Here is a 23,126-nt window from a genome sequence, read left to right on the forward strand (position 1 = left end):
AATGCGCAAGCCTGCTTGGCGTTGCCAAAAAAAGGGGCCACGCAGGCAGCCCCCCAACACCTCAACCCTTGCCACCCGGCGCCAGCATGTTCTCAGGCTTTACCCACTCATCGAACTGCTCGTTGGTCAGGTAGTCCAGCTCAAGCGCTGCCTCACGCAGGGTCTTGCCCTCACCATAGGCTTTCTTGGCAATCTCGGCAGCCTTGTCGTACCCGATATGCGGGTTCAGTGCCGTCACCAGCATCAGCCCCCGCTCCAGGTGTGCGGCCATCTGCTCGGCATCTGGCTCGATGCCCGCCACGCAATGCTCCTGGAAGTTGCGGCAACCGTCTGCCAACAATTCGATGGACTGCAGCAGGTTGTGGATGATCACCGGCTTGAACACGTTCAGCTGCAGATGCCCCTGGCTGGCGGCAAAGCCGATGGTGGTGTCGTTGCCCAGCACCTGGCAGGCCAGCATCGACAGCGCCTCGCACTGGGTTGGGTTGACCTTGCCGGGCATGATCGAGCTGCCGGGCTCGTTGGCGGGCAAGCGCACCTCGGCCAATCCCGCACGGGGGCCTGACCCGAGCAGGCGCAGGTCATTGGCGATCTTCATCAAGGCCACCGCCAGGGTTTTCAGCCCCCCAGCCAGGCTGGTCAGCGGCTCGTGCCCGGCCAGCGCTGCAAACTTGTTGGGCGCGGTCACGAAGGGTAGCCCGGACAGGGCAGCCAGCTCGGCAGCGATGGCTTCGGCGAAGCCCTGGGGCGCATTGAGGCCCGTGCCCACCGCCGTGCCGCCCTGGGCCAGCTCATACACCGCCGGCAGGCTGGCGCGGATGGCGCGCTGGGCATAATCGAGCTGCGCCACGAATGCCGAGACTTCCTGGCCGAAGGTGATCGGCGTGGCATCCATCATGTGCGTGCGCCCGGTCTTGACCAGGCGATGGTGCCGGGCCGACAGCTCGGCCAGGCCCGAGGACAGCTCGGCGATGGCCGGCAGCAGTTGCTCGTGCACGGCCTGGGCGGCTGCGATGTGCATGGCGGTGGGGAAGCAGTCGTTGGAGCTCTGGGAGCGGTTGACGTGATCGTTGGGGTGCACCGGCGACTTGCCGCCGCGCACCTGGCCGGCCAGTTCGTTGGCGCGACCTGCGATCACCTCGTTGACGTTCATGTTGCTCTGCGTGCCACTGCCGGTCTGCCAGACTACCAGTGGGAATTGATCGTCATGCTTGCCGTCGAGGACCTCGTCGGCGGCCTGCTCGATCAGCCGGGCAATGTCGGCGGGCAGGGCGCCGTTGCGGTCGTTGACGCGGGCAGCGGCTTTCTTGATCAGGGCCAGGGCATGCAGCACGGCGAGCGGCATGCGTTGCTGGCCGATGGCGAAGTTGATCAACGAGCGCTGGGTCTGGGCGCCCCAGTAGGCGTGCTCAGGAACTTCGACCGGCCCAAGGCTGTCTGTTTCGATACGGCTCATGCTGCATTCACTCCCTTGTCAGTCAGAATCAGCAGTTTAGGCCCTCATGCGACCTGGCGGTTCAATCGCCTGTCGTGCCACTTGAGCAGCTCGCCTTGGCGGGCGCAGAATGCTCGCTCTGAGGTACCGCCTCCCCCTCCTGAAGGAAATGCAATGACCCGTCTTCGTGTCCTCTGTGCTGCCGTCGCCCTGGCTTGCGCCAGTGGCCAGGTGCTGGCCGCCACCGCCAGCCACAACGCCGCTGCCGAGAAATTCCTGACCCTGGCCAATGCCGACAAACTGGGCACGCCGGTGTACATGCAAGTGCAGCAGATGTTTGCCCAGCGCTTCGCCCAGACCAAGGCGCCTGCCTCCAAACAGCCCGTACTGGAAAGCTACCAGGCCAAGGCCAACGCCGCGCTGGACAACGCCATCGGCTGGAACAAGCTCAAGCCCAAGATGGTCGACCTGTACACCCAGACCTTTACCGAGCAAGAGCTCAAGGACCTGGTCAAGTTCTACGAGTCGCCCCTTGGCCGCAAGGTGCTGCGCGAGATGCCCAAGGTCACCCAGCAATCGGCTCAGCTGACCCAGCAGACCCTCGAACCTGCGGTGCCGGTGGTCAACAAGCTGCTTGAAGACATGACCAAGCAGCTGGACCCCAACTATGGCAAGGCAGCCGCGCCAGCCAAGAAGTGAGCACGGCCATGAACATGCAACAGCGTATCGAACAGCAACTGGCAAGCCTGACGCCTCAGCACCTGCAGGTGCTCGATGAAAGCCACATGCACAGCCGTGGTCAGCAGACCCACTACAAGGCGGTGATCGTGAGCGATGTGTTCGAAGGACTGAACAGCGTCAAGCGGCATCAGAAGGTGTACGCGACCATGGGTGAGCTGATGGGCCAGATTCATGCGCTGGCCATCCACACCTATACCGGCGATGAGTGGGCGCAGGTCGGCAGTGCGCCGGCATCGCCTGTATGCGCCGGCGGCGGGCACTGAAACCTTGCTGTTGTTCTGGTAGAATCCGCTTCATCCCAAAAAGGGGCTGCTGCACAGCCCATCGCAGGTCCCCCAGCTGCTTCAGGTAAACCCACTGCGTTGACGCACCGGGCACCTGAAGCGGCAGGCGTGCCTGCGGTGGGCGTGCAGCGGCCCTTTGTTCATTGTGTAGCCCGGTCTGCCCCTTACGAGGGCAACCACCTGGAGAACCTGATTCATGTCACACCCCATCGTCGTCGCGGCGCTGTACAAGTTCGTCACCCTGCAAGACTACGTCGAACTGCGCGAGCCGCTGCTCAAGGCCATGCTCGACAACCACGTCAAAGGCACCTTGCTATTGGCCCATGAAGGCATCAACGGCACCGTGTCAGCCACCCGCGAAGGCATCGACGGCCTGCTGGCCTGGCTGCGCAGCGACCCGCGCCTGGTGGACATCGACCACAAGGAGTCGTACTGCGACGAGCAGCCCTTCTACCGTACCAAGGTCAAGCTCAAGAAAGAGATCGTCACCCTGGGCGTGCCTGGGGTCGACCCTAACCAGGCGGTGGGCACCTACGTCGAGCCCAAGGACTGGAACGCGCTGATCAGCGACCCCGAGGTACTGCTGGTCGATACGCGCAACGACTACGAAGTGGCCATCGGTACGTTCAAGGGGGCCGTCGACCCCAAGACCGAAACGTTCCGCGAATTTCCCGCCTACATCAAGGCCAACTTCGACCCAGCCCGCCACAAGAAGGTCGCCATGTTCTGCACCGGCGGCATTCGTTGCGAAAAAGCGTCCAGCTATATGCTCGGTGAAGGTTTCGAGGAGGTCTATCATCTCAAGGGTGGCATCCTGAAGTACTTCGAGGAGGTACCTGAGGAACAAAGCCTGTGGGAGGGCGACTGCTTCGTGTTCGATAACCGCGTCACGGTTCGCCATGACCTGAGCGAGGGTGAATACGACCAGTGCCACGCCTGCCGTCATCCGATCAATGCCCAGGAGCGTGCCTCGGAGCACTATTCGCCAGGTGTAAGCTGCCCGCACTGCTGGGATTCGCTGAGCGAGAAGACCCGCCGCAGCGCCATCGACCGGCAGAAGCAGATCGAGCTGGCCAAGGCCCGCAACCTGCCGCACCCGATTGGTCACAACTACAAAGCCGAGGCTTGATCCATGTCTGCGCGCCTGATCTACGTGATGGACCCGATGTGTTCCTGGTGCTGGGGCTTCGCCCCGGTGGCCAGTGCGCTGATCGATCAGGCAAATCAGGCAGGCGTGCCAACCCATCTGGTAGTCGGCGGGCTGCGCAGTGGCAGTGCCGCGCTGGACGGCGCCACCCGCAAGTACATCCTCGAGCATTGGCAGGCCGTGGCCGAAACAACGGGGCAGCCTTTCACGTTCGAGGGCGCCATGCCCGACGGCTTTGTCTACGACACTGAACCGGCCTGCCGGGCACTGGTAGCGGCCCGCGAGCTGGACGGCGAGCGCCTCTGGCCCCTGCTGGCAGCCATACAGTCTGCGTTCTATGAAGGGGCTCATGACGTGACCACCGCCCCGCATCTGGTGGAGCTGGCCGAGCAGGCGGGTTTCGAGCGCGGGCTGTTTGCCGAGGCATTCACCCGCGCCGAAACCCGCGCTGCGACCGCGGCGGATTTCGCCTGGGCCCAGGGCTTGGGCATCGCAGGGTTCCCGACCTTGCTCGCTGAGCGCAACGGTCAGCTGGCCTTGCTGACCAACGGGTATCAGCCGCTCGAGCGTCTGCAACCGTTGCTTGGCCGCTGGCTGCAGCAGGCAGCCAGTGCTTGATGTGCCCGGGTCGCCCGACCCGGCGCCGTCCAAGCCGGTGGGCTCGGCCGACCGGTTGAGCTGGTCGGAAATCCGGCGCCTTGCCCTGCACCATAAAAAGCAGCTGTGGACGGCGAACCTGATTGCCGTGCTGGCAGCGTGTTGCAGTGTCCCGATTCCGTTGTTGCTGCCGCTGCTGGTGGATGAAGTGCTGCTCGGGCATGGCGATGCCGCGCTCAAGTGGATGAACCAGCTGTTGCCGTCTGGCTGGCAGGTCGCAGCGGGCTATATCGGCCTGATGTTATGCCTGACCTTGTGCCTGCGCCTGGCGGCACTGGCGTTCAACGTCATCCAGGCCAGGCTGTTCGCCGGCTTGGCCAAGGACATCGTCTACCGGCTACGCATTCGCCTGATCGAACGGCTCAAGCGTATTTCGCTGAAAGAGTACGAGAACCTGGGCAGCGGCACGGTCACCACGCATCTGGTCACCGACCTGGACACCTTGGACAAGTTCGTGGGTGAGACCCTCAGTCGCTTTCTGGTCGCCATGCTCACCCTCACCGGCACGGCCGCCATCCTGCTGTGGATGCACTGGCAACTGGCGCTGCTGATCCTGTTGTTCAACCCGCTGGTCATCTACTTCACGGTGCAGTTGGGCAAGCGGGTCAAGCACCTGAAGAAGCTCGAAAACGACAGCACGGCACGCTTCACCCAGGCGTTGGCCGAAACGCTCGATGCCATCCAGGAGGTCCGCGCCAGCAACCGTCAGGGCTATTTCCTCGGTCGATTGGGCGTCAAGGCCCGCGAGGTGCGCGACTACGCCGTGGAGTCGCAGTGGAAGAGCGACGCCAGCGGCCGTGCCAGCGGGCTGCTGTTCCAGTTCGGCATCGACATCTTCCGCGCAGCGGCCATGTTGACGGTGTTGTTCTCGGACCTGTCGATCGGCCAGATGCTTGCCGTCTTCAGCTACCTCTGGTTCATGATCGGCCCGGTCGAGCAGTTGCTGAACCTGCAATATGCCTACTATGCCGCGGGCGGCGCGCTCAATCGCCTCAATGAGCTGTTGGCCCGTGCCGACGAGCCCCAGTACCCGGCGGCCAGTGACCCCTTCGCCGGGCACGCCACGGTGGGCATCGAGGTCCGGGACCTGTCCTTTGCCTACGCCGACGAACCCGTGCTGGACAACCTGAACCTGGCCATCGCACCCGGTGAGAAGGTGGCCATTGTCGGCGCCAGCGGGGGTGGCAAGAGCACGCTCGTGCAGCTGCTGCTCGGGCTGTACAGCGCAGATGCAGGCACCATTCGCTTCGGTGGCGCCACCCTGCAGGAGATCGGCCTGGAAACCCTGCGTGAGCAGGTGGCGGTGGTGTTGCAGCATCCGTCGCTGTTCAACGACAGCGTGCGGGCCAACCTGACCATGGGCCGGGACTGCACCGACGATGCCTGCTGGCAGGCATTACGGATCGCCCAGCTCGACGCCACCATCGCCGCGCTCCCTTACGGGCTGGACAGCGTGGTCGGGCGCTCGGGCGTACGCTTGTCCGGCGGCCAGCGTCAACGGCTGGCTATTGCACGCATGGTGCTGGCCGAGCCCAAGGTGGTCATCCTGGACGAAGCCACCTCGGCGCTGGACGCTGCCACCGAGTACAACCTGCACCAGGCGCTGGCGCGTTTTCTCAAAGGCCGCACCACACTGATCATTGCCCACCGCTTGTCGGCAGTGAAACAGGCGGACCGGGTGCTGGTGTTCGACGGCGGTCATGTGGCAGAGGATGGTGACCATCAGCAATTGATTGCCGAGGGCGGGTTGTACGCCAAACTGTATGGGCACCTGCAGCAGATCTAAGGGCTGTGTGAAATGGCTGGAGACGACGGTCAGGCGGGGCTGCTTGTAACACCACCTCACCGAGTATCGTAATGCGGTTCACTTAAGATCGTTAGGACCGCTGCGCGGCCCATCGCGGCCGGTCCGGCGCCCCGGCGAGGCCGCGCCTACAGGAGGCCCGTGTCACTCGAGATCGTGTAGCCCTACCTGCGCAGCCACTGTCTTTGCACCGTGCTTGAAAGCTACCGAATTGGGTGTAGGAGCGGCCCTTGTGCCGCGATGGGCCGCGTAGCGGCCCTAAACGAACAACATCAAACCAAGTTCTCGAGCTTTTCACACCCAGACTAAGGCTTGAGCAATCGCAGGAATTCCACACCGGCCGGCGCCATCACCTGTTCGGCCCGCGTGATGACGCCGATCTCGCGTACCACGCCCGGATGATCCACCACCACCTTGCTCACTTCGTCACGGCCCTCGTCGGCCGACTCGGGCAACAATGCAACACCCTGGCCCTGGCGCACCAGGGCCAGCACCGTCGACATGTAATTGGCTTCAAGCCCTGCCGCCAGGGGCAGGCGCGCGTCGGCGAACAGCCGCTCGACCAGGTTGCGCACGCTGCTGTCCCGTCCGGTCAGCAGCATGGGGTATGCCGCCGCTTCGGCCAGGGTCACCGCTGTCCGCCTGGCCAAGGGGTGGTCGTGCGGCACGTACAGGCACAGGCGATCTTCGAGCAGGGCCTTGAACGCCAGCCCCTGGGTAGGCCGCGCCTGTACACCCAGGCCGAAATCTACTTCTTGCTCCAGCACCAGCGTATCGATGCGCTGGGCTACCACGTCGCGCAGCCGGACCTCGATGCCGGGGAAGCGTTCGCGAAAGCGCTGCACCACGCCTGGCAGCAGCCCCGAGCATAGTGAGGGCAGGGCCGCGATGGTCAGCACGCCCCGACGGGAGGTGGCATGGTCGCGGGCCGCTTCGACGATGTTGTCCAGGTCGAGCAGCAACTTTTCCATCGGCAGCAATGCATGCTGACCGGCAGCGGTCAGGCCGACGTGGCGCGGGCTGCGTTCGAGCAAAGTCACCCCGAGCCAGTCTTCGAGTTGGCGAATCTGCACGGTGAGCGCCGAAGGCGACAGGTTCAAGGCCACGGCCGCTTTGGAAAAGTTGCCGGTTTGCGCCACGGCCAGGAACGCGCGGATGAGCTGGATCGCATTTTTCATTTTGTTTTTCCGAACGTGGCCTGCCGAATATTTCAATTCACAGAGCCTAACGCCGTTGTTATTACTCTTGCAAAACAACAACAGGGCCTTCTCTCGCAATTGCGAACCAGAGGCCGAAGAGGAAACCCCATGCTCGCCACCCTCGGTGTCGCCACTATCCTGTGCATGCTCGTGAGCATCATGAGCAAGCGCATCTCCCCCTTGGTCGCCCTGATTGCCCTGCCCATCATCGCGGCGCTGCTCGGCGGCTTCGGCCTGCAAACCAGCGCCTTCATCATCACCGGCATCAAGAACGTCGCCCCGGTCGTGGGCATGTTCGTCTTTGCCATCCTGTTCTTCGGCATCATGACCGACGCCGGCATGCTCGACCCGATCATCGATCGCATCCTCAAGCGCGTCGGCACCCGCCCGACGCGCATCGTCATGGGCACGGCCCTGCTGGCTTTGCTGGTGCATCTGGACGGTTCGGGCGCAGTGACCTTCCTGGTGACCATCCCGGCGATGCTGCCGCTGTACACGCGCCTTGGCATGGACAAGCGCATTCTGGCCTGCGTCACGGCCATGGCGGCCGGGGTCAACTTCCTGCCCTGGACCGGCCCGGTGCTGCGCTCATCGGCAGCGCTGCACGTGCCGGTGGCCGACCTGTTCCAGCCGCTGATTCCGGTGCAGATCGTCGGGCTGATCTTCGTCTTCGCCTGTGCCTACTGGCTTGGGCGCCGCGAAGAACGGCGCCTGGGCCTGGGCCGCGACCAACTCGACGTCACGCCGCACCAACGTACGCTCACCGACGCCGAGCGCGAGCTGCGCAAGCCCCGCCTGTTCTGGCCCAACCTGCTGCTGACCCTGGTGGTGATGGGGATCATGATCGCAGGGGTGGTGGACCCGGTGGTGATGTTCATGGTCGGCACCGTGCTTGCCTTGTGCCTGAACTACCCCAACGTGGACGCGCAGCGGGCGCGCATCGACGCCCATGCCAAGACCGCCCTGACCATGGCCAGCATTCTTCTGGCCGCAGGGGTCTTCACCGGCATCATGCAAGGCACCGGCATGCTCAAGGCCATGGCCGAGGTGGCGGTGGGGCAGATCCCCGCAGGGCACGGCCAACTGATTCCTGCGGTGGTCGGCTTTCTGTCCATGCCCTTGAGCCTGCTGTTCGACCCGGATTCGTTCTATTTCGGCATCATGCCGGTGGTCGCCGAGGTGGGCAGGGCCTTGGGCGTGGACCCGATGCAAGTGGCCCAGGCTTCGCTTCTGGGTGTGCACACCACGGGCTTTCCGGTCAGCCCACTGACCCCCGCGACCTTCCTGCTGGTCGGCCTGTGCAAGATCGAACTGGCCGATCACCAACGCTTTACCATCCCTTTCCTGTTCGCGGCCTCGGTCCTGATGACCTTGACCGCCCTGGTCATTGGAGTTTTCTAGATGAAAACCATACGCATCGGCGCTGGCGCCGGCTATTCGGGCGACCGCATCGAGCCGGCCATCGAGTTGGCGCAACAGGGCGAACTGGATTACCTGGTGTTCGAGTGCCTGGCCGAACGCACCATCGCCCTGGCGCAGCAAGCGCGGCTGCTCGACCCGCACGGTGGTTTCGACCCCCTGCTCGGCGAGCGCATGCGCCGCGTGCTGCCCTATGTAGGCACAGGGGCCGACGGCACGCGGCGGCGCCTGCGTATCATCACCAACATGGGGGCGGCCAACCCACTGGGCGCGGCCAGTGAAATCCGCCGCATTGCGGCTGAACTCGGTCTGCCTGGTATCAAGGTAGCGGCGCTGACCGGCGACGATGTGCTCGCCACCTTGCAGCAACGGCCCGAACAGACCCTCGACAACGGCGCCACCCTGGCTGAGCTCGGCGACCGGTTGATTTCAGCCAACGCTTATGTGGGCGCAGCAGGCATTGTGCAGGCCTTGCAGGCCGATGCCGACGTTGTGGTCACTGGCCGGGTGGCCGATCCGTCGCTGTTTCTCGCGCCGCAGCTGTTCGAGTTCGGCTGGCGCGAGGACGACTGGACGTTGCTCGGGCGCGGCACCCTGGTTGGGCACCTGCTCGAATGCGCAGGGCAGATCAGTGGCGGCTACTTCGCCGATCCCGGTGTGAAGGAGGTGCCCGACCTCGACCGCCTTGGCTTCCCACTGGCCGAAATCGATGCAACGGGCCATGCGGTGATCAGCAAGGTGGCCGGTTCCGGCGGGCGCATCGATACCGCTACCTGCACCGAGCAACTGCTGTACGAAGTGCATGACCCGGCCGCTTACCTTACGCCTGATGTGACCGCTGATTTCAGCCAGGTGGCGTTTCAGGCCCTGGCCCAGGATGAGGTCCGGGTGCAGGGCGCCGATGGGCGCGCACGCCCGGAGGCGTTGAAGGTGTCGGTGGGTTTTCTCGACGGTTGGATCGGCGAAGGGCAGATGTCCTATGGCGGCCCTGGTGCAATAGCCCGCGGGCGCCTGGCCGAAGCCATCGTTCGCAAGCGACTGCAACTGACCGGTGTGGCCTGCGACGACATCCGCAGCGAGCTGATTGGCGTCAGTGCCCTGCACGGTGATGACCTGGGCCAGCGCGCCCAGGGCGAACCCTGGGAGGTGCGGCTGCGTGTGGCGGCGCGCTGCGCCTCCAAAAGCGATGCGGTGCGCATCGGCAACGAGGTGGAAACCCTTTATACCAACGGTCCCTATGGCGGCGGTGGGGCGAGCAAGTCGGTGCGTCAGGTGGTGGCGGTGGCTTCGCTGATGCTGCCCAGGGACGCGGTCACCTTGCAGGTGCATCTGGAGGAGATGGCATGAATACCCCGACAAAACTGCGGGACATAGCCCACAGCCGTACCGGCGACAAGGGCGACACGTCGAACATCTCGGTCATCGTCTTCGATTCGGCTGACTACCCGCGCCTGGCCCAGTGGCTCACGGTAGAGCGCGTCACGGCCCACTTTGCCGAACTTCTGGACCCGGCAGGGCTCCCCGTTCGCCGGTACGAGTTGGCGCAGCTCGGGGCGTTGAACTTCGTGCTGCCCGGGATCCTGCGCGGTGGTGTGACCCGATCGCTGGCGTTGGATGCCCATGGCAAGGCGCTGGGGGCGGCACTGCTGGACCTCGAACTCTGACAAGGGGTTGGCCTGCGGCGTAACAGTGGTCATGCCCGGCCGCCGCGTTGCATACCTTGAGTGGGGTAGAAGCTACGCTGTCATGACCTGATTGACGGAGTTCATGCGGTGTCTGCGACAATGTTTCCAGCACCGCGCCGCGCTCAAACCGGCGAGCCAGACACCGCGCCCTGCAGACAGCAGGCGTGGCGGCTATCATTGACTGAAATCGGGCCCCTAAATTTCCATCGCGTTAATGGCAGATGGCCTACGCTGTGCTTTGTCTGGGTTGATTCGCGCCTTATCTGCTCTGTGACAGGGACTCCATGAAGGGACATCGCACTCAAGAAGCGCCCAAGCTACTCGGGCTCACCTGGCCATTCATCGCCGTGGTGGTTTTCCAAGTCGCACTTGGTAGTCTCAGCCTCTACACGCTTTCTGCCGTGCGTGCCTACGTGGCGGGCGAAAGCTTGTGGTCCAAAGCGCAAAAAGACGCCATCTACTACCTCAACCTGTACGCCACCACCCGCGACGAAGCCACCTATGGCCGCTATCAGCAGGCCATCGTGGTGCCCCAGGGCGATCAACGCGCGCGCAAGCTCATGGATCAGTCGAGTCTGGACCTGGAGGCGGCCCGTCAGGCCGTCCTGCAAGGTGGCAACCACCCCGACGACGTGGAACGCATCATCTGGTTCTACCGTCACTTTCGCACCGTCAGCTACCTGCAGACAGCCATCAATTACTGGGACATCGGCGACGACTACCTGGCCAAGCTGAACGTGCTGGCCGGGGAGATGCACCAGCGCTTCGCCAGCGGGCCGGTCGATGAGCAAGTGATCCGTGCCTGGAAAAGCCGCATTGCCACCATCAACGAGGGGGTGACGCCGGCTGCCAAGGCCTTCAGCGATGCCCTGGGCGAGGGGTCGCGCGTCCTGCTGCGGGTACTGCTGATCACCAACCTGCTGACCGCGATGATCCTGATCACCATCGCCTGGCGGCGCTCCAGCAAACTGCTGGCCCAGCGCCAGGCGTTTGCCAACGCGCTGCAGGAGGAAAAAGAGCGGGCGCAGATCACCCTGCAGGCTATTGGTGATGCGGTGATCACCACGGATGTGGAGGGCTTGATCGGCTACATGAACCCGGCGGCCGAGCAACTGACCCACTGGCAGGCCGCCCAGGCGCTGGGCCTGCCGTTGTCTGCACTGTTTACCCTGGTGGACGAGCACGATGTGGACGAGGGCCGCAGCCTGGTGGAACAGGTGCTCAGTGGCAGTTTGAAAGGCGGTGCCGAACATGCGCGGCTGATTCAGCGCCTGGACGGCAGTACGGTGTCGATCAATCTGGTGGGCTCGTCCATCGTCAACGACGGGCAGGTCAATGGCATCGTGCTGGTGCTGCACGACATGACCCAGGAGCGCCAGTACATCGCCAACCTCTCCTGGCAGGCCACGCACGATGCACTGACCGGCCTGGCCAACCGTCGCGAGTTCGAATACCGACTGGAGCAGGCGCTCAATGCGCTGGCGCGCCAGCCTGGGCGGCATTCGCTGATGTTCCTGGACCTGGACCAGTTCAAGCTGGTCAACGATACCTGTGGGCATGCCGCCGGGGACGAGCTGCTTCGGCACATCTGCGCCGTGCTGCAATCGGGCCTGCGTGAAGGCGACACCCTGGCGCGGCTAGGGGGCGATGAGTTTGGCGTGCTGCTTGAGAACTGCCCGTCAGAGCAGGCCGAGCGGATTGCCGAGCAGCTACGCCAGACGGTCCAAAGCCTGCATTTCGTGTGGAAAGGGCGGCCGTTCGTGACCACCGTCAGCATCGGCCTGGTGCATATCGCCCAGGCCCCCGGCACCCTCGAGGCGTCGCTGCGGGCAGCTGACATGGCCTGCTACATGGCCAAGGAAAAGGGGCGCAACCGGGTGCAGGTGTACCACGCCGATGACAGCGAACTGTCCATTCGTTTTGGCGAGATGGCCTGGATTCAGCGCTTGCACGTGGCCCTGGAAGAGAACCGGTTCTGTCTGTACGCCCAGGAAATCGCGCCGTTGAAGGCCTTCGAGGGGCCTGGCCACATCGAAATCCTGTTGCGCCTGCACGATGAAAGCGGGCGCACCATACTGCCCAATAGCTTCATCCCGGCCGCCGAACGCTATGGGTTGATTACCGCGCTCGATCGCTGGGTGGTGCGCAACGTCTTCATCATTATCCGCCAATGCCTGGATGCAGGCCACCAGGGGCCGCTATCGACCTGCGCCATCAACTTGTCCGGTGCCAGCATCGGCGATGACAAGTTCCTTGAGTACCTGCAGCGCCTGTTCGCCGAATATGCCATTCCTCCGCGCATGATCTGCTTCGAGATCACCGAAACCAGCGCCATTGCCAACCTGGGCAGCGCCATCCGCTTCATCAATGAGCTAAAAGGCCTGGGTTGTCGTTTTTCACTGGATGATTTCTGTGCTGGCATGTCATCGTTCGCCTACCTCAAGCATCTGCCCGTCGACTTTCTCAAGATCGACGGCAGCTTCGTCAAGGACATGCTGGACGACCCGGTCAATCGGGCCATGGTCGAAGTCATCAACCACATCGGCCATGTCATGGGCAAGCGCACGATTGCAGAATTCGTGGAAACACCCATGATCGAGCAAGCGTTACAGGAAATTGGTGTCGATTATGCCCAGGGCTATCTGATCGAGCGGCCCCAGGTATTTACCTGTGACAGTCTGCATCGCCAACGGATTGCCGCCCGGCCTCTGTTGCAGCGGGCACCTGGCACGTTTCGTTAGTTAGCTGGAAATCACAAGGAACAAGGAGTAGACAGTGATTGATGCATTCGTTCGTATCGGGCCATTGATGGACCCGGCCAGTTACCCCAAGTGGGCCCAGCAACTGCTTGCCGATTGCCATGAAAGCAAGCAGCGGGTGGTTGACCATGAGGTGTATCGACGTCTGCGTGACGGCAAGTTGAAGCAAGCGACCATTCGCCAGTACCTGATCGGTGGCTGGCCGGTGGTGGAGCAGTTCTCGTTGTACATGGCCCATAACCTCACCAAAACCCGGTATGGCCGGCACCCAGGCGAGGACATGGCGCGGCGCTGGTTGATGCGCAATATCCGCGTGGAGCTCAACCATGCCGACTACTGGGTGAACTGGGCCCACGCCCACGGCATTCACCTGCACGACCTGCAGGCCCAGGATGTGCCGCCCGAGCTCAATGGCCTCAACGATTGGTGCTGGCGTGTGTGTGCCACGGAAAACCTGGCCATTGCCATGGCCGCCACCAACTACGCCATCGAAGGGGCCACCGGGGAGTGGTCGGCGGTGGTGTGCTCCACCGACACCTATGCGATGGGCTTTCCGGAAGAGCAGCGCAAGCGGGCCATGAAGTGGCTGAAGATGCACGCACAGTATGACGACACCCACCCGTGGGAGGCGCTGGAGATCATCTGTACGCTGGTAGGCGAGAACCCGAGCATGGCCTTGCGCACTGAGTTGCGCCGAGCCATCTGCAAGAGCTATGACTGCATGTACCTGTTCCTGGAGCGGTGCATGCAGCTTGAAGCCACCCAGCACGAGCGGGCGAGCCCGGCGTTGGCAGCGGGGTGATTGCGCGGCTGTTCTGATGCAGGCCCCGCCCATCGCTGGCACGTCGGCGATGGGCGGGGAGACGAGTGCACATGCACAACGCTGTGTCAGGTAGGCGACCCCATCACTGGGCGTTGAATGCCTGCCCGTTCACATCCTTGCTGTCAGGCCCCATCAAGTAGAGGTAGACCGGCATGATTTGCTCGGGCAGCGGGTTGTCCTGAGGGTTCTCGCTCGGGTAGGCCTGCGCGCGCATGGCCGTACGCGTCGCGCCCGGGTTGATGCTGTTGGACCGCACCGGCGCCACCCCTTCGAGCTCGTCTGCCAGGGTCTGCATCATGCCTTCGGTGGCGAACTTGGAGATGCCGTAGGCGCCCCAATAAGCGCGGCCCTTGCGCCCGACACTGCTGCTGGTAAACACCACCGAAGCATCTTCGGACTGCTTGAGCAGCGGCAGCAGGGTGCTGGTGAGCATGAAGGTGGCATTGACGTTGATGTGCATGACGCGCATGAAGTTGTCGCCCGACAACTGCTCCATGGGCGTGCGTGGGCCGATGATCGAGGCGTTGTTGAGCAACCCGTCCAGGCGCCCGAACTGTTCCTCGATCATGACCGCCAGCTCGTCGTACTGATGGGCGAGGGCGGTTTCCAGGTTGAACGGGATCACCACAGGCTGGGGGTGCCCGGCCGCTTCGATCTCGTCATAAAGCGCATTCAGGTTCGCTTCGGTCTTGCCGAGCAGCAGCACCGTGGCGCCCAGGGCAGCGTAGGCCTTGGCCGCGGCGGCGCCGATGCCGCGCCCGGCACCGGTGACCAGGATGACCCGGCCTTTGAGCAGGTCGGGGCGGGCAGTGTATTCGAACATGTCAGATCCTTTGGCGTTAGCGGTGATCAGCAACCACAGAGGGCGCTGTCGATGACTTTACGCAGGTCCTGCGGGCTGTCCACCACCACATCGGCACCCCAGTTGTTGGGGTTGTCCTCGGGATGGATGTAGCCGAAGCGTACCGCTGCGGTGCGGGTGCCGGCATCGCGGCCGGATTCGATATCGCGCAGATCGTCACCGACGAACAGCACGCTGGCAGGGTCCAGCGCCAAGGTTTTGCAGGCCAGGATGAGCGGCTCGGGGTCGGGCTTGCTGTTCTTTACATGATCCGGGCAGATCAGCAAGGCCGAGCGTTCAGCCAGCCCCAGGCGCTGCATGATCGGCTCGGCGAAGCGCACAGGCTTGTTGGTGACCACGCCCCACAACAGCTTGCCTCGCTCGATGTCTTCCAGCAGCTCGGCCATGCCGTCGAACAGGCGGGTATGCACGGCGCAGTCGCGCTGGTAGCGCTCCAGGAACTCCAGGCGCAAGGCTTCGAAACCTTCGGCCTGCGGTTCCATGGCGAAGGTGGCGGCCACCATGGCGCGCGCACCCCCGGAGATCACGCCCCGAATCAGCGCGTCGTCGACGGCCGGCAGGCCTCGATCGGTGAGCATGGCCTGGCAGATGGCGATGAAGTCGGGCGCCGTGTCCAGCAAGGTGCCGTCCATGTCGAAGAGTACCGCTCGCAGGCGCATGCTTATTCCTCGCGCAGGGTCTGGATCATGTAGTTGACGTCCACATCGCTGCTGAGCTTGTAGTGCTTGGTCAGCGGGTTGTAGGTCAGGCCGATGATGTCCTTGACCTCAAGGCCGGCGACGCGGCTCCAGGCACCCAGCTCGGAAGGGCGGATGAATTTCTTGAAGTCGTGGGTGCCGCGCGGGAGCATCTTGAGGATGTACTCGGCGCCGACGATGGCCAGCAGGTAGGCCTTGGGGTTGCGGTTGATGGTGGAGAAGAACACCTGGCCGCCTGGCTTGACCATGCGGTAGCAGGCGCGGATCACCGATGAGGGGTCAGGCACGTGCTCGAGCATCTCAAGGCAGGTGACCACGTCGAAGGCACCGGGCATTTCTTCGGCCAGGGCTTCGGCCGTGACCTGACGGTATTCGACCTCCACACCCGATTCCAGCTGATGCAGGCGGGCGACGGCCAGGGGCGCCTCGCCCATGTCGATGCCGGTCACCGAAGCGCCGCGCAGGGCCATGGCTTCGCTGAGGATGCCGCCGCCGCAACCCACGTCCAGCACGTTCTTGCCAGCAAGGTGGGCGCGCTCGTCGATCCAGTTGACGCGCAGCGGGTTGATATCGTGCAGCGGCTTGAACTCGCTCTCGCGGTCCCACCAGCGGTGGGCCAGCGCTTCGAATTTGGCGATTTCAGCGCGGTCGACGTTGCTCATTGAACAGTCCTCAGAAACGTGGGAATCAGCTTCACGTGGCAAGCTGCAAGGTGCATGACATACAGACGGTGGCGTTGGCCAAAGCGTTCGCACGGCGTCAGGCTTGTCTTGTCAGACGCCATGAGCCTTCTGCCCGCAGGGCGTGCGGCAGCTTTCTGTGCGTGGCCTGGCAGGCCCACGCCAGAGAGCGGGCGTTGGTGGTGCTTCGGCCAGCGGCTCTATGCCCAACTTTGATTGTGCTGCCGGGTGTCTGCGGCGCGCAGCTTGCGCTCGAAAAGGCCGAAGTATACCCGAGCGCTCAGGGCGCCGGGTCGCTATAATCGCCGGCTTTTGATACGCGAACGACGGGGAGAGGTGATGCGCGAGCAACTTTTGGCGGCCGAGAAGGTGACCGGAATCCGCTGGCAGGGCGGCGTTCTGCATCTGCTCGACCAGCGCCTGCTGCCATCCCAGGAGCACTGGCTGGCCTGCGACACGGTCGCGCAGGTGGCCACCGCCATTCGCGACATGGCCGTGCGTGGCGCATCGGCCATCGGTATCGTGGCGGCGTATGGGCTGGTCCTGGCCGCCGAGGAGCGCCTGGCCGAAGGGGGCGATTGGGAGATGGACCTCGAAGAAGATTTCATGCTTCTGGCCGAGGCGCGCCCTACCGCAGCCAACCTGTTCTGGGCCCTTAACCGCATGCGCGAGCGCCTGCAACGCCTGCGCCCCAGCGAAGATGTGCTGGGTGCGCTGGAAGCCGAGGCGCTGGCCATTCACGAAAGCGATCGCGAGGCCAACCTGACCATGGCCCAGCACGGCACCGAGCTGATCCGTCGGCACCAGGGCAATGCCCAGACGCTGCTGACCTATGGCAATGCCGGGGCCTTGGCCAGCGGCGGTTTCGGAACGGCGCTGGGTGTGATTCGCGCAGGGTTTCTGGAAGGCATGGTGGAGCGGGTCTACGCCGGGGAAACTCGCCCGTGGCTCCAGGGTTCGCGGCTCACGGCCTGGGAGCTGACCAATGAAGGCCTGCCGGTCACCCTGTGCGCCGATTCGGCCCTGGCGCACCTGATGAAGACCAAGGGCATCACCTGGGTAGTGGTCGGCGCTGATTGCATCGCTGCCAATGGAGATGTGGCCAGCAAGATCGGTACCTACCAACTGGCGGTCAGCGCCATGCACCATGGGGTGCGCTTCATGGTGGTGGCCCCGAGCAGCAGTATCGACCTGAACCTGGAAACGGGCGACGACATCCCGCTTGAAGAGCGCGAACCGGATGAACTGCTCGACTATGCCGGCACCCGGGTGGCGCCGCAGGTGGAGGTGTTCAACCCTGTCTTCGACGTGACCCCGGCGGACCTGATCGATGTGATCGTGACCGAGCGCGGCATCATCGAACGCCCGGATACGGCCAAGCTGGCGCAGATGATGTGCCGCAAGCGTTTGCACTGAAAGGCGACACAGCAGTTGCGTTGCGCTCGACTGCCGGGCGTGGCCCTCGGCAGGCGTTTTTCCATGCCTGGGCGCCCCTGCCGGGCACGCTGTCGAACGCGGGCCAGGTGGTGCTCGGCTACCTTGCACCACGGCGCGGGCCCCTCGGCCTGGGCATGAATTCGCGGCCCGGCTGGCCGCTTGCCGCATCTCCCACTACCCCTGCCGTTGTGGTAATATCCGGCAGTTTCCAAGACCCCGCTGTGCGGCGGTCTTCATTGCGCAGATCCATGGCACAACTCATTGATTTGTCGTAAGTCGTCGCGGGCGAGTGCACTGCGGCGGCGAGCTTCGTTCGGCCCTTGATGGCGCTGCGAAGTTTCACCAGAAAAAGGAATCAGGCTTCTCATGGGCGAACTGGCCAAAGAAATCCTCCCGGTCAATATCGAAGACGAACTGAGACAGTCTTACCTCGACTACGCGATGAGCGTGATTGTCGGGCGAGCGCTGCCCGATGCGCGTGACGGCTTGAAGCCCGTGCATCGCCGCGTTCTCTTTGCGATGAGCGAACTGGGCAACGACTGGAACAAGCCGTACAAGAAATCCGCCCGTGTGGTCGGTGACGTGATCGGTAAGTACCACCCGCACGGCGACACTGCGGTCTACGACACCATCGTGCGTATGGCCCAGCCCTTCTCGCTGCGCTACCTGCTGGTCGACGGCCAGGGCAACTTCGGTTCGGTGGACGGCGACAACGCCGCGGCCATGCGATACACCGAAGTGCGCATGGCCAAGCTGGCGCATGAGCTGCTGGCCGACCTGCACAAGGAAACCGTCGACTGGGTGCCCAACTACGACGGCACCGAGCAGATCCCGGCGGTCATGCCGACGCGTATTCCCAACCTGCTGGTCAACGGTTCCAGCGGCATCGCCGTGGGCATGGCCACCAATATTCCGCCGCACAACCTGGGCGAAGTCATCGATGGCTGCCTGGCGCTGATCGATAACCCGGACGTCACCATCGATGAGCTGATGCAGCACATCCCCGGTCCTGACTTCCCTACCGCCGGCCTGATCAACGGCCGCCAGGGCATTATCGAGGCCTACCGCACCGGCCGTGGCCGCATCTACATGCGTGCCCGCTCCCAGATCGAAGACATCGACAAGGTGGGCGGTCGCCAGCAGATCGTCGTGACCGAGCTGCCGTACCAGTTGAACAAGGCGCGTCTGATCGAGAAGATCGCCGAACTGGTCAAAGAGAAGAAGATCGAGGGTATCACCGAGCTGCGCGACGAGTCCGACAAGGACGGTATGCGCATCGTCATCGAGCTGCGTCGCGGCGAGGTGCCGGAGGTGGTGCTCAACAACCTGTACTCGCAGACCCAGCTGCAGAGCGTGTTCGGCATCAACGTCGTCGCCCTGGTCGATGGCCGTCCGCGCCTGCTCAACCTCAAGGACCTGCTCGAAGCCTTCGTGCGCCACCGCCGCGAAGTGGTTACCCGGCGCACCGTGTTCGAACTGCGCAAGGCGCGTGAGCGCGGCCACATCCTTGAAGGCCAGGCGGTTGCACTGTCCAACATCGACCCGGTCATCGCGATGATCAAGGCCTCGCCCACGCCGTCCGAGGCCAAGGAAGCCCTGGTGTCCACCGCCTGGGAATCGAGTGCCGTGCAGGTCATGGTCGAACGTGCCGGCGCCGAGTCGTGCCGCCCGGCCGACCTGCCTGAACAGTATGGCCTGCGCGACGGCAAGTACTACCTCTCGCCGGAACAGGCCCAGGCCATCCTTGACCTGCGGCTGCACCGCCTGACTGGCCTGGAGCACGAGAAGCTGCTGGCCGAGTACCAGGAAATCCTGGAACAGATCGGTGAGCTGATCCGCATTCTCAACAGCGCCGAGCGCCTGATGGAAGTCATCCGCGAAGAGCTCGAAGCGATTCGCGCCGAGTACGGCGATGCCCGTCGCACCGAAATCCTCAATGCCACCCACGACCTCAACTACGGCGACATGATCCCGGAAGAAGAGCGTGTGGTGACCATTTCCCATGGTGGGTATGCCAAGACCCAGCCATTGTCCGCCTACCAGGCCCAGCGCCGTGGCGGCAAGGGCAAGTCGGCCACCGGCGTGAAGGACGAGGACTACATCGAGCACCTGTTGGTGGCCAACAGCCACGCTACCCTGCTGCTGTTCTCCAGCAAGGGCAAGGTGTACTGGAAGAAGACCTACGAAATCCCCGAGGCGTCCCGCGCTGCCCGTGGTCGCCCGCTGGTCAACCTGCTGCCGCTGGAAGAGGGTGAGCGCATCACCGCCATGTTGCAGGTCGATCTTGAAGCCTTGCAGCAGAACGCCGACCTCGAAGAAGAACTCGAAGACGCCGATGACACCGTGCTCGAAGGCGAGCTGGTCGAAGTGGAGGAAGTGGACGAGGAAGAAGGCGACACCCCCGAGTGGGCGGCAGAGCCTACCGGCGCCTACATCTTCATGGCCACCGCCTCGGGCACCGTCAAGAAGACGCCGCTGGTCCAGTTCGCCCGTCCTCGCTCCAACGGCCTGATCGCCCTGAAGCTCAAGGAAGGCGACACCCTGATCGCGGCGGCCATCACCGATGGCGCCAAGGAAGTCATGATGTTCTCCGACGCCGGCAAGGTCATCCGCTTTGCCGAGAGCGTGGTGCGCGAAATGGGCCGTACCGCCCGTGGCGTGCGCGGCATGAAGCTGGGCAAGGGCCAGCAGATCATTTCGATGCTGATCCCGGAGTCCGGCGCGCAGATCCTCACCGCGTCCGAGCGTGGCTATGGCAAGCGTACCCCGCTGTCCAAGTTCCCCCGTCGCGGCCGTGGCGGCCAGGGCGTGATCGCCATGGGTACCAAGGGGCGCAACGGTTTGCTGATCGGCGCCATCCAGGTGCAGGAAGGTGAGGAAATCATGCTGATTTCCGATCAAGGCACATTGGTGCGTACCCGGGTCGGCGAGGTGTCCAGCCTGAGCCGTAACACCCAGGGCGTGACGCTGATCAAGCTGGCCTCCGACGAGACGCTGGTGGGCCTTGAGCGTATTCAGGAGCCGTCCGAGGAAGAGCTCGATGCGCTCATCGAGCTGGACGAGGAGGGCGTGGAGGCCCAGACCCCTGACGAGCAAGATGCGGCGGGCGCCGAAGAGGCCCCGCAAGAGTAAGTGCGCTGAACCCGAACGGGGCGACCAAGGTCGCCCCGTTTGACTGATCAAGCCAGGCATTTGGCCTGCAAGGGCCCCAAGCAGGCCTGGGCCACCGAATTACGATGTTGTTCTATTTGGCAGAGCGAGAGTGGATGTGAGCAAACGAGCCTTTAACTTCTGCGCAGGCCCTGCCGCGCTTCCTGATGCCGTGCTGCAGCGCGCCCAGGCCGAGATGCTGGACTGGCACGGCAAGGGCCTGTCGGTCATGGAAATGAGCCACCGCAGCGACGACTACGTGGCCATCGCCGAGAAGGCCGAGCAGGACCTGCGTGACCTGCTGTCCATCCCCTCCAATTACAAGGTGCTGTTCCTGCAGGGCGGCGCCAGCCAGCAATTTGCCGAAATCCCGCTCAACCTGTTGCCAGAAGACGGCACCGCCGACTACATCGAGACCGGGATCTGGTCGAAAAAGGCCATCGAGGAAGCGCGCCGCTTCGGCAACGTCAACGTGGCTGCCAGCGCCAAGCCCTACGACTACCTGGCCATTCCTGGCCAGAACGAGTGGAACCTGACCGCCAACGCGGCCTACGTGCACTATGCGTCCAACGAGACCATCGGTGGCCTGCAGTTCGACTGGGTGCCACAGACCGGCGATGTGCCGCTGGTGGTGGACATGTCCTCCGACATTCTCTCGCGCCCCATCGACGTGTCGCAGTTCGGCCTGATCTACGCAGGTGCCCAGAAGAACATCGGCCCTAGCGGGCTGGTGGTGGTGATCGTGCGGGAAGACCTGCTGGGCCATGCCCGCAGCAGTTGCCCGACCATGCTCGATTACAAGGTCTCGGCAGACAATGGCTCGATGTACAACACGCCTGCGACTTACGCCTGGTACCTCTCGGGCCTGGTCTTCGAGTGGTTGAAGGAGCAGGGCGGCGTGGACGCCATGGAGCAGCGCAACCGTGCCAAGAAAGACTTGCTGTACGGGTTCATCGACGCCAGCGCGTTTTACAGCAACCCGATCAGCGTCAATGCCCGGTCGTGGATGAACGTCCCGTTCCGCCTGGCCGACGAACGCCTGGACAAGGCGTTCCTGGCCGGTGCGGACGCCCGTGGTTTGCTCAACCTCAAGGGCCACCGGTCGGTTGGAGGCATGCGTGCATCCATCTACAACGCCCTAGGCCTGGATGCGGTTGAAGCCCTGGTGGCCTACATGGCTGAATTCGAGAAGGAGCACGGTTGATGTCCGAGCATGAACTGCAGGCGCTGCGTGTGCGCATCGACAGCCTCGACGAAAGGATTCTTGAGCTGATCAGCGAGCGTGCTCGCTGCGCCCAGGAAGTGGCCAAGGTCAAGACCGCGTCGCTGGCCGAGGGCGAGTCGCCGGTGTTCTACCGTCCCGAGCGCGAGGCTGCCGTGCTCAAGCGCGTGATGGAGCGCAACAAGGGGCCACTGGACAACGAGGAAATGGCGCGGCTGTTCCGCGAAATCATGTCCTCGTGCCTGGCACTGGAAGAGCCGCTCAAGATCGCTTACCTGGGCCCTGAAGGTACCTTCACCCAGGCCGCCGCCATGAAGCATTTCGGTCATGCCGTGGTCAGTCGCCCGATGGCGGCCATCGACGAGGTGTTCCGCGAAGTGGCCGCCGGGGCCGTGAACTTCGGCGTGGTGCCGGTGGAAAACTCCACCGAAGGCGCGGTCAGCCACACCCTCGACAGCTTCCTCGAGCACGACATGGTGATCTGTGGCGAAGTGGAGCTGCGTATTCACCACCACCTGCTGGTGGGCGAGAACACCAAGACCGACAGTATCAGTCGCATCTATTCCCATGCCCAGTCATTGGCCCAGTGCCGCAAGTGGCTGGATGCCCATTACCCCAACGTCGAGCGTGTGGCGGTGTCGAGCAACGCCGAGGCTGCCAAGCGCGTCAAGGGTGAGTGGAACTCGGCGGCCATCGCCGGGGATATGGCAGCCAACCTGTACGGCCTGACCCGTCTTGCCGAGAAAATCGAGGATCGCCCGGACAACGCCACGCGATTCCTGATGATCGGCAACCAGGAAGTGCCGCCCACCGGGGACGACAAGACGTCGATCATCGTCTCGATGAGCAACAAGCCCGGTGCGCTGCACGAGCTGTTGGTGCCGTTCCACCAGAACGGTATCGACCTGACCCGCATCGAGACCCGGCCTTCGCGCAGTGGCAAGTGGACCTATGTGTTCTTCATCGACTTCGTCGGCCATCATCGCGATCCGCTGATCAAGGCGGTGCTCGAGCAGATCAGCCAGGAGGCGGTGGCGCTGAAAGTGCTGGGGTCTTATCCGAAGGCGGTGCTTTGACGCGCAACCTTCCGGGTCGGTGCACGGCCCCGTAAGTCCTCATGGACT

General features: G+C 63.6%; 19 protein-coding genes. 14 read left to right on the plus strand and 5 right to left on the minus strand.

Going from position 1 to position 23,126, the window contains the following annotated elements; translation table 11 throughout:
* Positions 1-61 precede the first annotated feature (61 nt).
* Complete coding sequence (locus tag ACK59L_RS10675) at positions 62-1,456, minus strand: class II fumarate hydratase (RefSeq protein WP_058605623.1); 1,395 nt, start codon at positions 1,454-1,456, stop codon at positions 62-64.
* Between the two features lie 153 nt (positions 1,457-1,609).
* Here ACK59L_RS10675 and ACK59L_RS10680 point away from each other — a divergent pair, with 153 nt between their 5' ends.
* From ACK59L_RS10680 to ACK59L_RS10700, 5 genes are all read left to right on the plus strand, one after another.
* Positions 1,610-2,134 carry a DUF2059 domain-containing protein gene (locus tag ACK59L_RS10680; RefSeq protein ID WP_058605622.1) on the plus strand — a complete coding sequence of 175 codons (525 nt, stop codon included), beginning with the start codon at positions 1,610-1,612 and terminating at the stop codon, positions 2,132-2,134.
* 8 nt (positions 2,135-2,142) lie between these two features.
* Complete coding sequence (locus ACK59L_RS10685) at positions 2,143-2,439, plus strand: BolA family transcriptional regulator (RefSeq protein WP_144964697.1); 297 nt, start codon at positions 2,143-2,145, stop codon at positions 2,437-2,439.
* Between the two features lie 217 nt (positions 2,440-2,656).
* A complete protein-coding gene (locus ACK59L_RS10690) occupies positions 2,657-3,589 on the plus strand; it encodes a rhodanese-related sulfurtransferase (RefSeq protein WP_078478918.1) in 933 nt (310 codons plus the stop codon).
* A gap of 3 nt (positions 3,590-3,592) precedes the next feature.
* Positions 3,593-4,225, plus strand: coding sequence for a DsbA family protein (locus ACK59L_RS10695; protein ID WP_197844184.1), 633 nt, complete (start codon positions 3,593-3,595; stop codon positions 4,223-4,225).
* Positions 4,218-6,050 carry an ABC transporter ATP-binding protein gene (locus tag ACK59L_RS10700; RefSeq protein WP_409273499.1) on the plus strand — a complete coding sequence of 611 codons (1,833 nt, stop codon included), beginning with the start codon at positions 4,218-4,220 and terminating at the stop codon, positions 6,048-6,050. Before ACK59L_RS10695 ends, ACK59L_RS10700 begins: the two co-directional genes overlap by 8 nt.
* A 323-nt stretch (positions 6,051-6,373) precedes the next feature.
* Here ACK59L_RS10700 and ACK59L_RS10705 read toward each other — a convergent pair whose 3' ends face one another.
* Positions 6,374-7,246 carry a LysR family transcriptional regulator gene (locus tag ACK59L_RS10705; protein WP_058637571.1) on the minus strand — a complete coding sequence of 291 codons (873 nt, stop codon included), beginning with the start codon at positions 7,244-7,246 and terminating at the stop codon, positions 6,374-6,376.
* 129 nt (positions 7,247-7,375) lie between these two features.
* Here ACK59L_RS10705 and ACK59L_RS10710 point away from each other — a divergent pair, with 129 nt between their 5' ends.
* From ACK59L_RS10710 to ACK59L_RS10730, 5 genes are all read left to right on the plus strand, one after another.
* Positions 7,376-8,668, plus strand: coding sequence for a CitMHS family transporter (locus tag ACK59L_RS10710; RefSeq protein ID WP_058637572.1), 1,293 nt, complete (start codon positions 7,376-7,378; stop codon positions 8,666-8,668).
* Positions 8,669-10,033 (plus strand): acyclic terpene utilization AtuA family protein, encoded by a 1,365-nt coding sequence (locus ACK59L_RS10715; protein ID WP_409273501.1) that lies wholly within the window; start codon positions 8,669-8,671, stop codon positions 10,031-10,033.
* Positions 10,030-10,350 carry a hypothetical protein gene (locus ACK59L_RS10720; RefSeq protein ID WP_409273503.1) on the plus strand — a complete coding sequence of 107 codons (321 nt, stop codon included), beginning with the start codon at positions 10,030-10,032 and terminating at the stop codon, positions 10,348-10,350. Before ACK59L_RS10715 ends, ACK59L_RS10720 begins: the two co-directional genes overlap by 4 nt.
* Positions 10,351-10,655: 305 nt before the next feature.
* Positions 10,656-13,112: an EAL domain-containing protein gene (locus tag ACK59L_RS10725; protein WP_167339284.1), complete on the plus strand. Its 2,457-nt coding sequence runs from the start codon at positions 10,656-10,658 to the stop codon at positions 13,110-13,112.
* 34 nt (positions 13,113-13,146) lie between these two features.
* On the plus strand, positions 13,147-13,932 hold the full coding sequence (locus ACK59L_RS10730) for a TenA family transcriptional regulator (RefSeq protein WP_058605612.1): 786 nt from the start codon (positions 13,147-13,149) through the stop codon (positions 13,930-13,932).
* A gap of 103 nt (positions 13,933-14,035) precedes the next feature.
* Here ACK59L_RS10730 and ACK59L_RS10735 read toward each other — a convergent pair whose 3' ends face one another.
* From ACK59L_RS10735 to ubiG, 3 genes are read right to left on the minus strand one after another with little or no spacing between them, the layout of a single operon-like run.
* Positions 14,036-14,776, minus strand: coding sequence for a YciK family oxidoreductase (locus tag ACK59L_RS10735; protein ID WP_023533782.1), 741 nt, complete (start codon positions 14,774-14,776; stop codon positions 14,036-14,038).
* 26 nt (positions 14,777-14,802) lie between these two features.
* Complete coding sequence (gene mupP / locus ACK59L_RS10740) at positions 14,803-15,474, minus strand: N-acetylmuramic acid 6-phosphate phosphatase MupP (protein WP_409273506.1); 672 nt, start codon at positions 15,472-15,474, stop codon at positions 14,803-14,805.
* A gap of 2 nt (positions 15,475-15,476) precedes the next feature.
* The gene (gene ubiG, locus ACK59L_RS10745; protein ID WP_058605610.1) at positions 15,477-16,175 is read right to left on the minus strand and encodes a bifunctional 2-polyprenyl-6-hydroxyphenol methylase/3-demethylubiquinol 3-O-methyltransferase UbiG; all 699 of its coding nucleotides are present in this window, start codon (positions 16,173-16,175) and stop codon (positions 15,477-15,479) included.
* 357 nt (positions 16,176-16,532) lie between these two features.
* Here ubiG and mtnA point away from each other — a divergent pair, with 357 nt between their 5' ends.
* The 4 genes from mtnA (at position 16,533) to pheA (ending at position 23,078) form a co-directional block, all read left to right on the plus strand.
* The gene (mtnA, locus tag ACK59L_RS10750) at positions 16,533-17,609 is read left to right on the plus strand and encodes an S-methyl-5-thioribose-1-phosphate isomerase (protein ID WP_144964686.1); all 1,077 of its coding nucleotides are present in this window, start codon (positions 16,533-16,535) and stop codon (positions 17,607-17,609) included.
* A 387-nt stretch (positions 17,610-17,996) separates the two neighbouring features.
* Positions 17,997-20,762 (plus strand): DNA gyrase subunit A, encoded by a 2,766-nt coding sequence (gyrA, locus tag ACK59L_RS10755; RefSeq protein ID WP_409273509.1) that lies wholly within the window; start codon positions 17,997-17,999, stop codon positions 20,760-20,762.
* 136 nt (positions 20,763-20,898) lie between these two features.
* Positions 20,899-21,984 (plus strand): 3-phosphoserine/phosphohydroxythreonine transaminase, encoded by a 1,086-nt coding sequence (gene serC, locus ACK59L_RS10760; RefSeq protein ID WP_023533733.1) that lies wholly within the window; start codon positions 20,899-20,901, stop codon positions 21,982-21,984.
* Positions 21,984-23,078, plus strand: a complete 1,095-nt coding sequence (gene pheA / locus ACK59L_RS10765; protein WP_409273511.1) for a prephenate dehydratase — start codon at positions 21,984-21,986, stop codon at positions 23,076-23,078. The genes serC and pheA overlap by 1 nt, the downstream gene beginning before the upstream one ends.
* Positions 23,079-23,126 lie beyond the last annotated feature (48 nt).

The sequence above is a fragment of the Pseudomonas sp. KCJK9111 genome, assembly GCF_046231935.1.
In the GTDB taxonomy this organism is placed as follows: Bacteria; Pseudomonadota; Gammaproteobacteria; order Pseudomonadales; family Pseudomonadaceae; genus Aquipseudomonas; species Aquipseudomonas parafulva_B.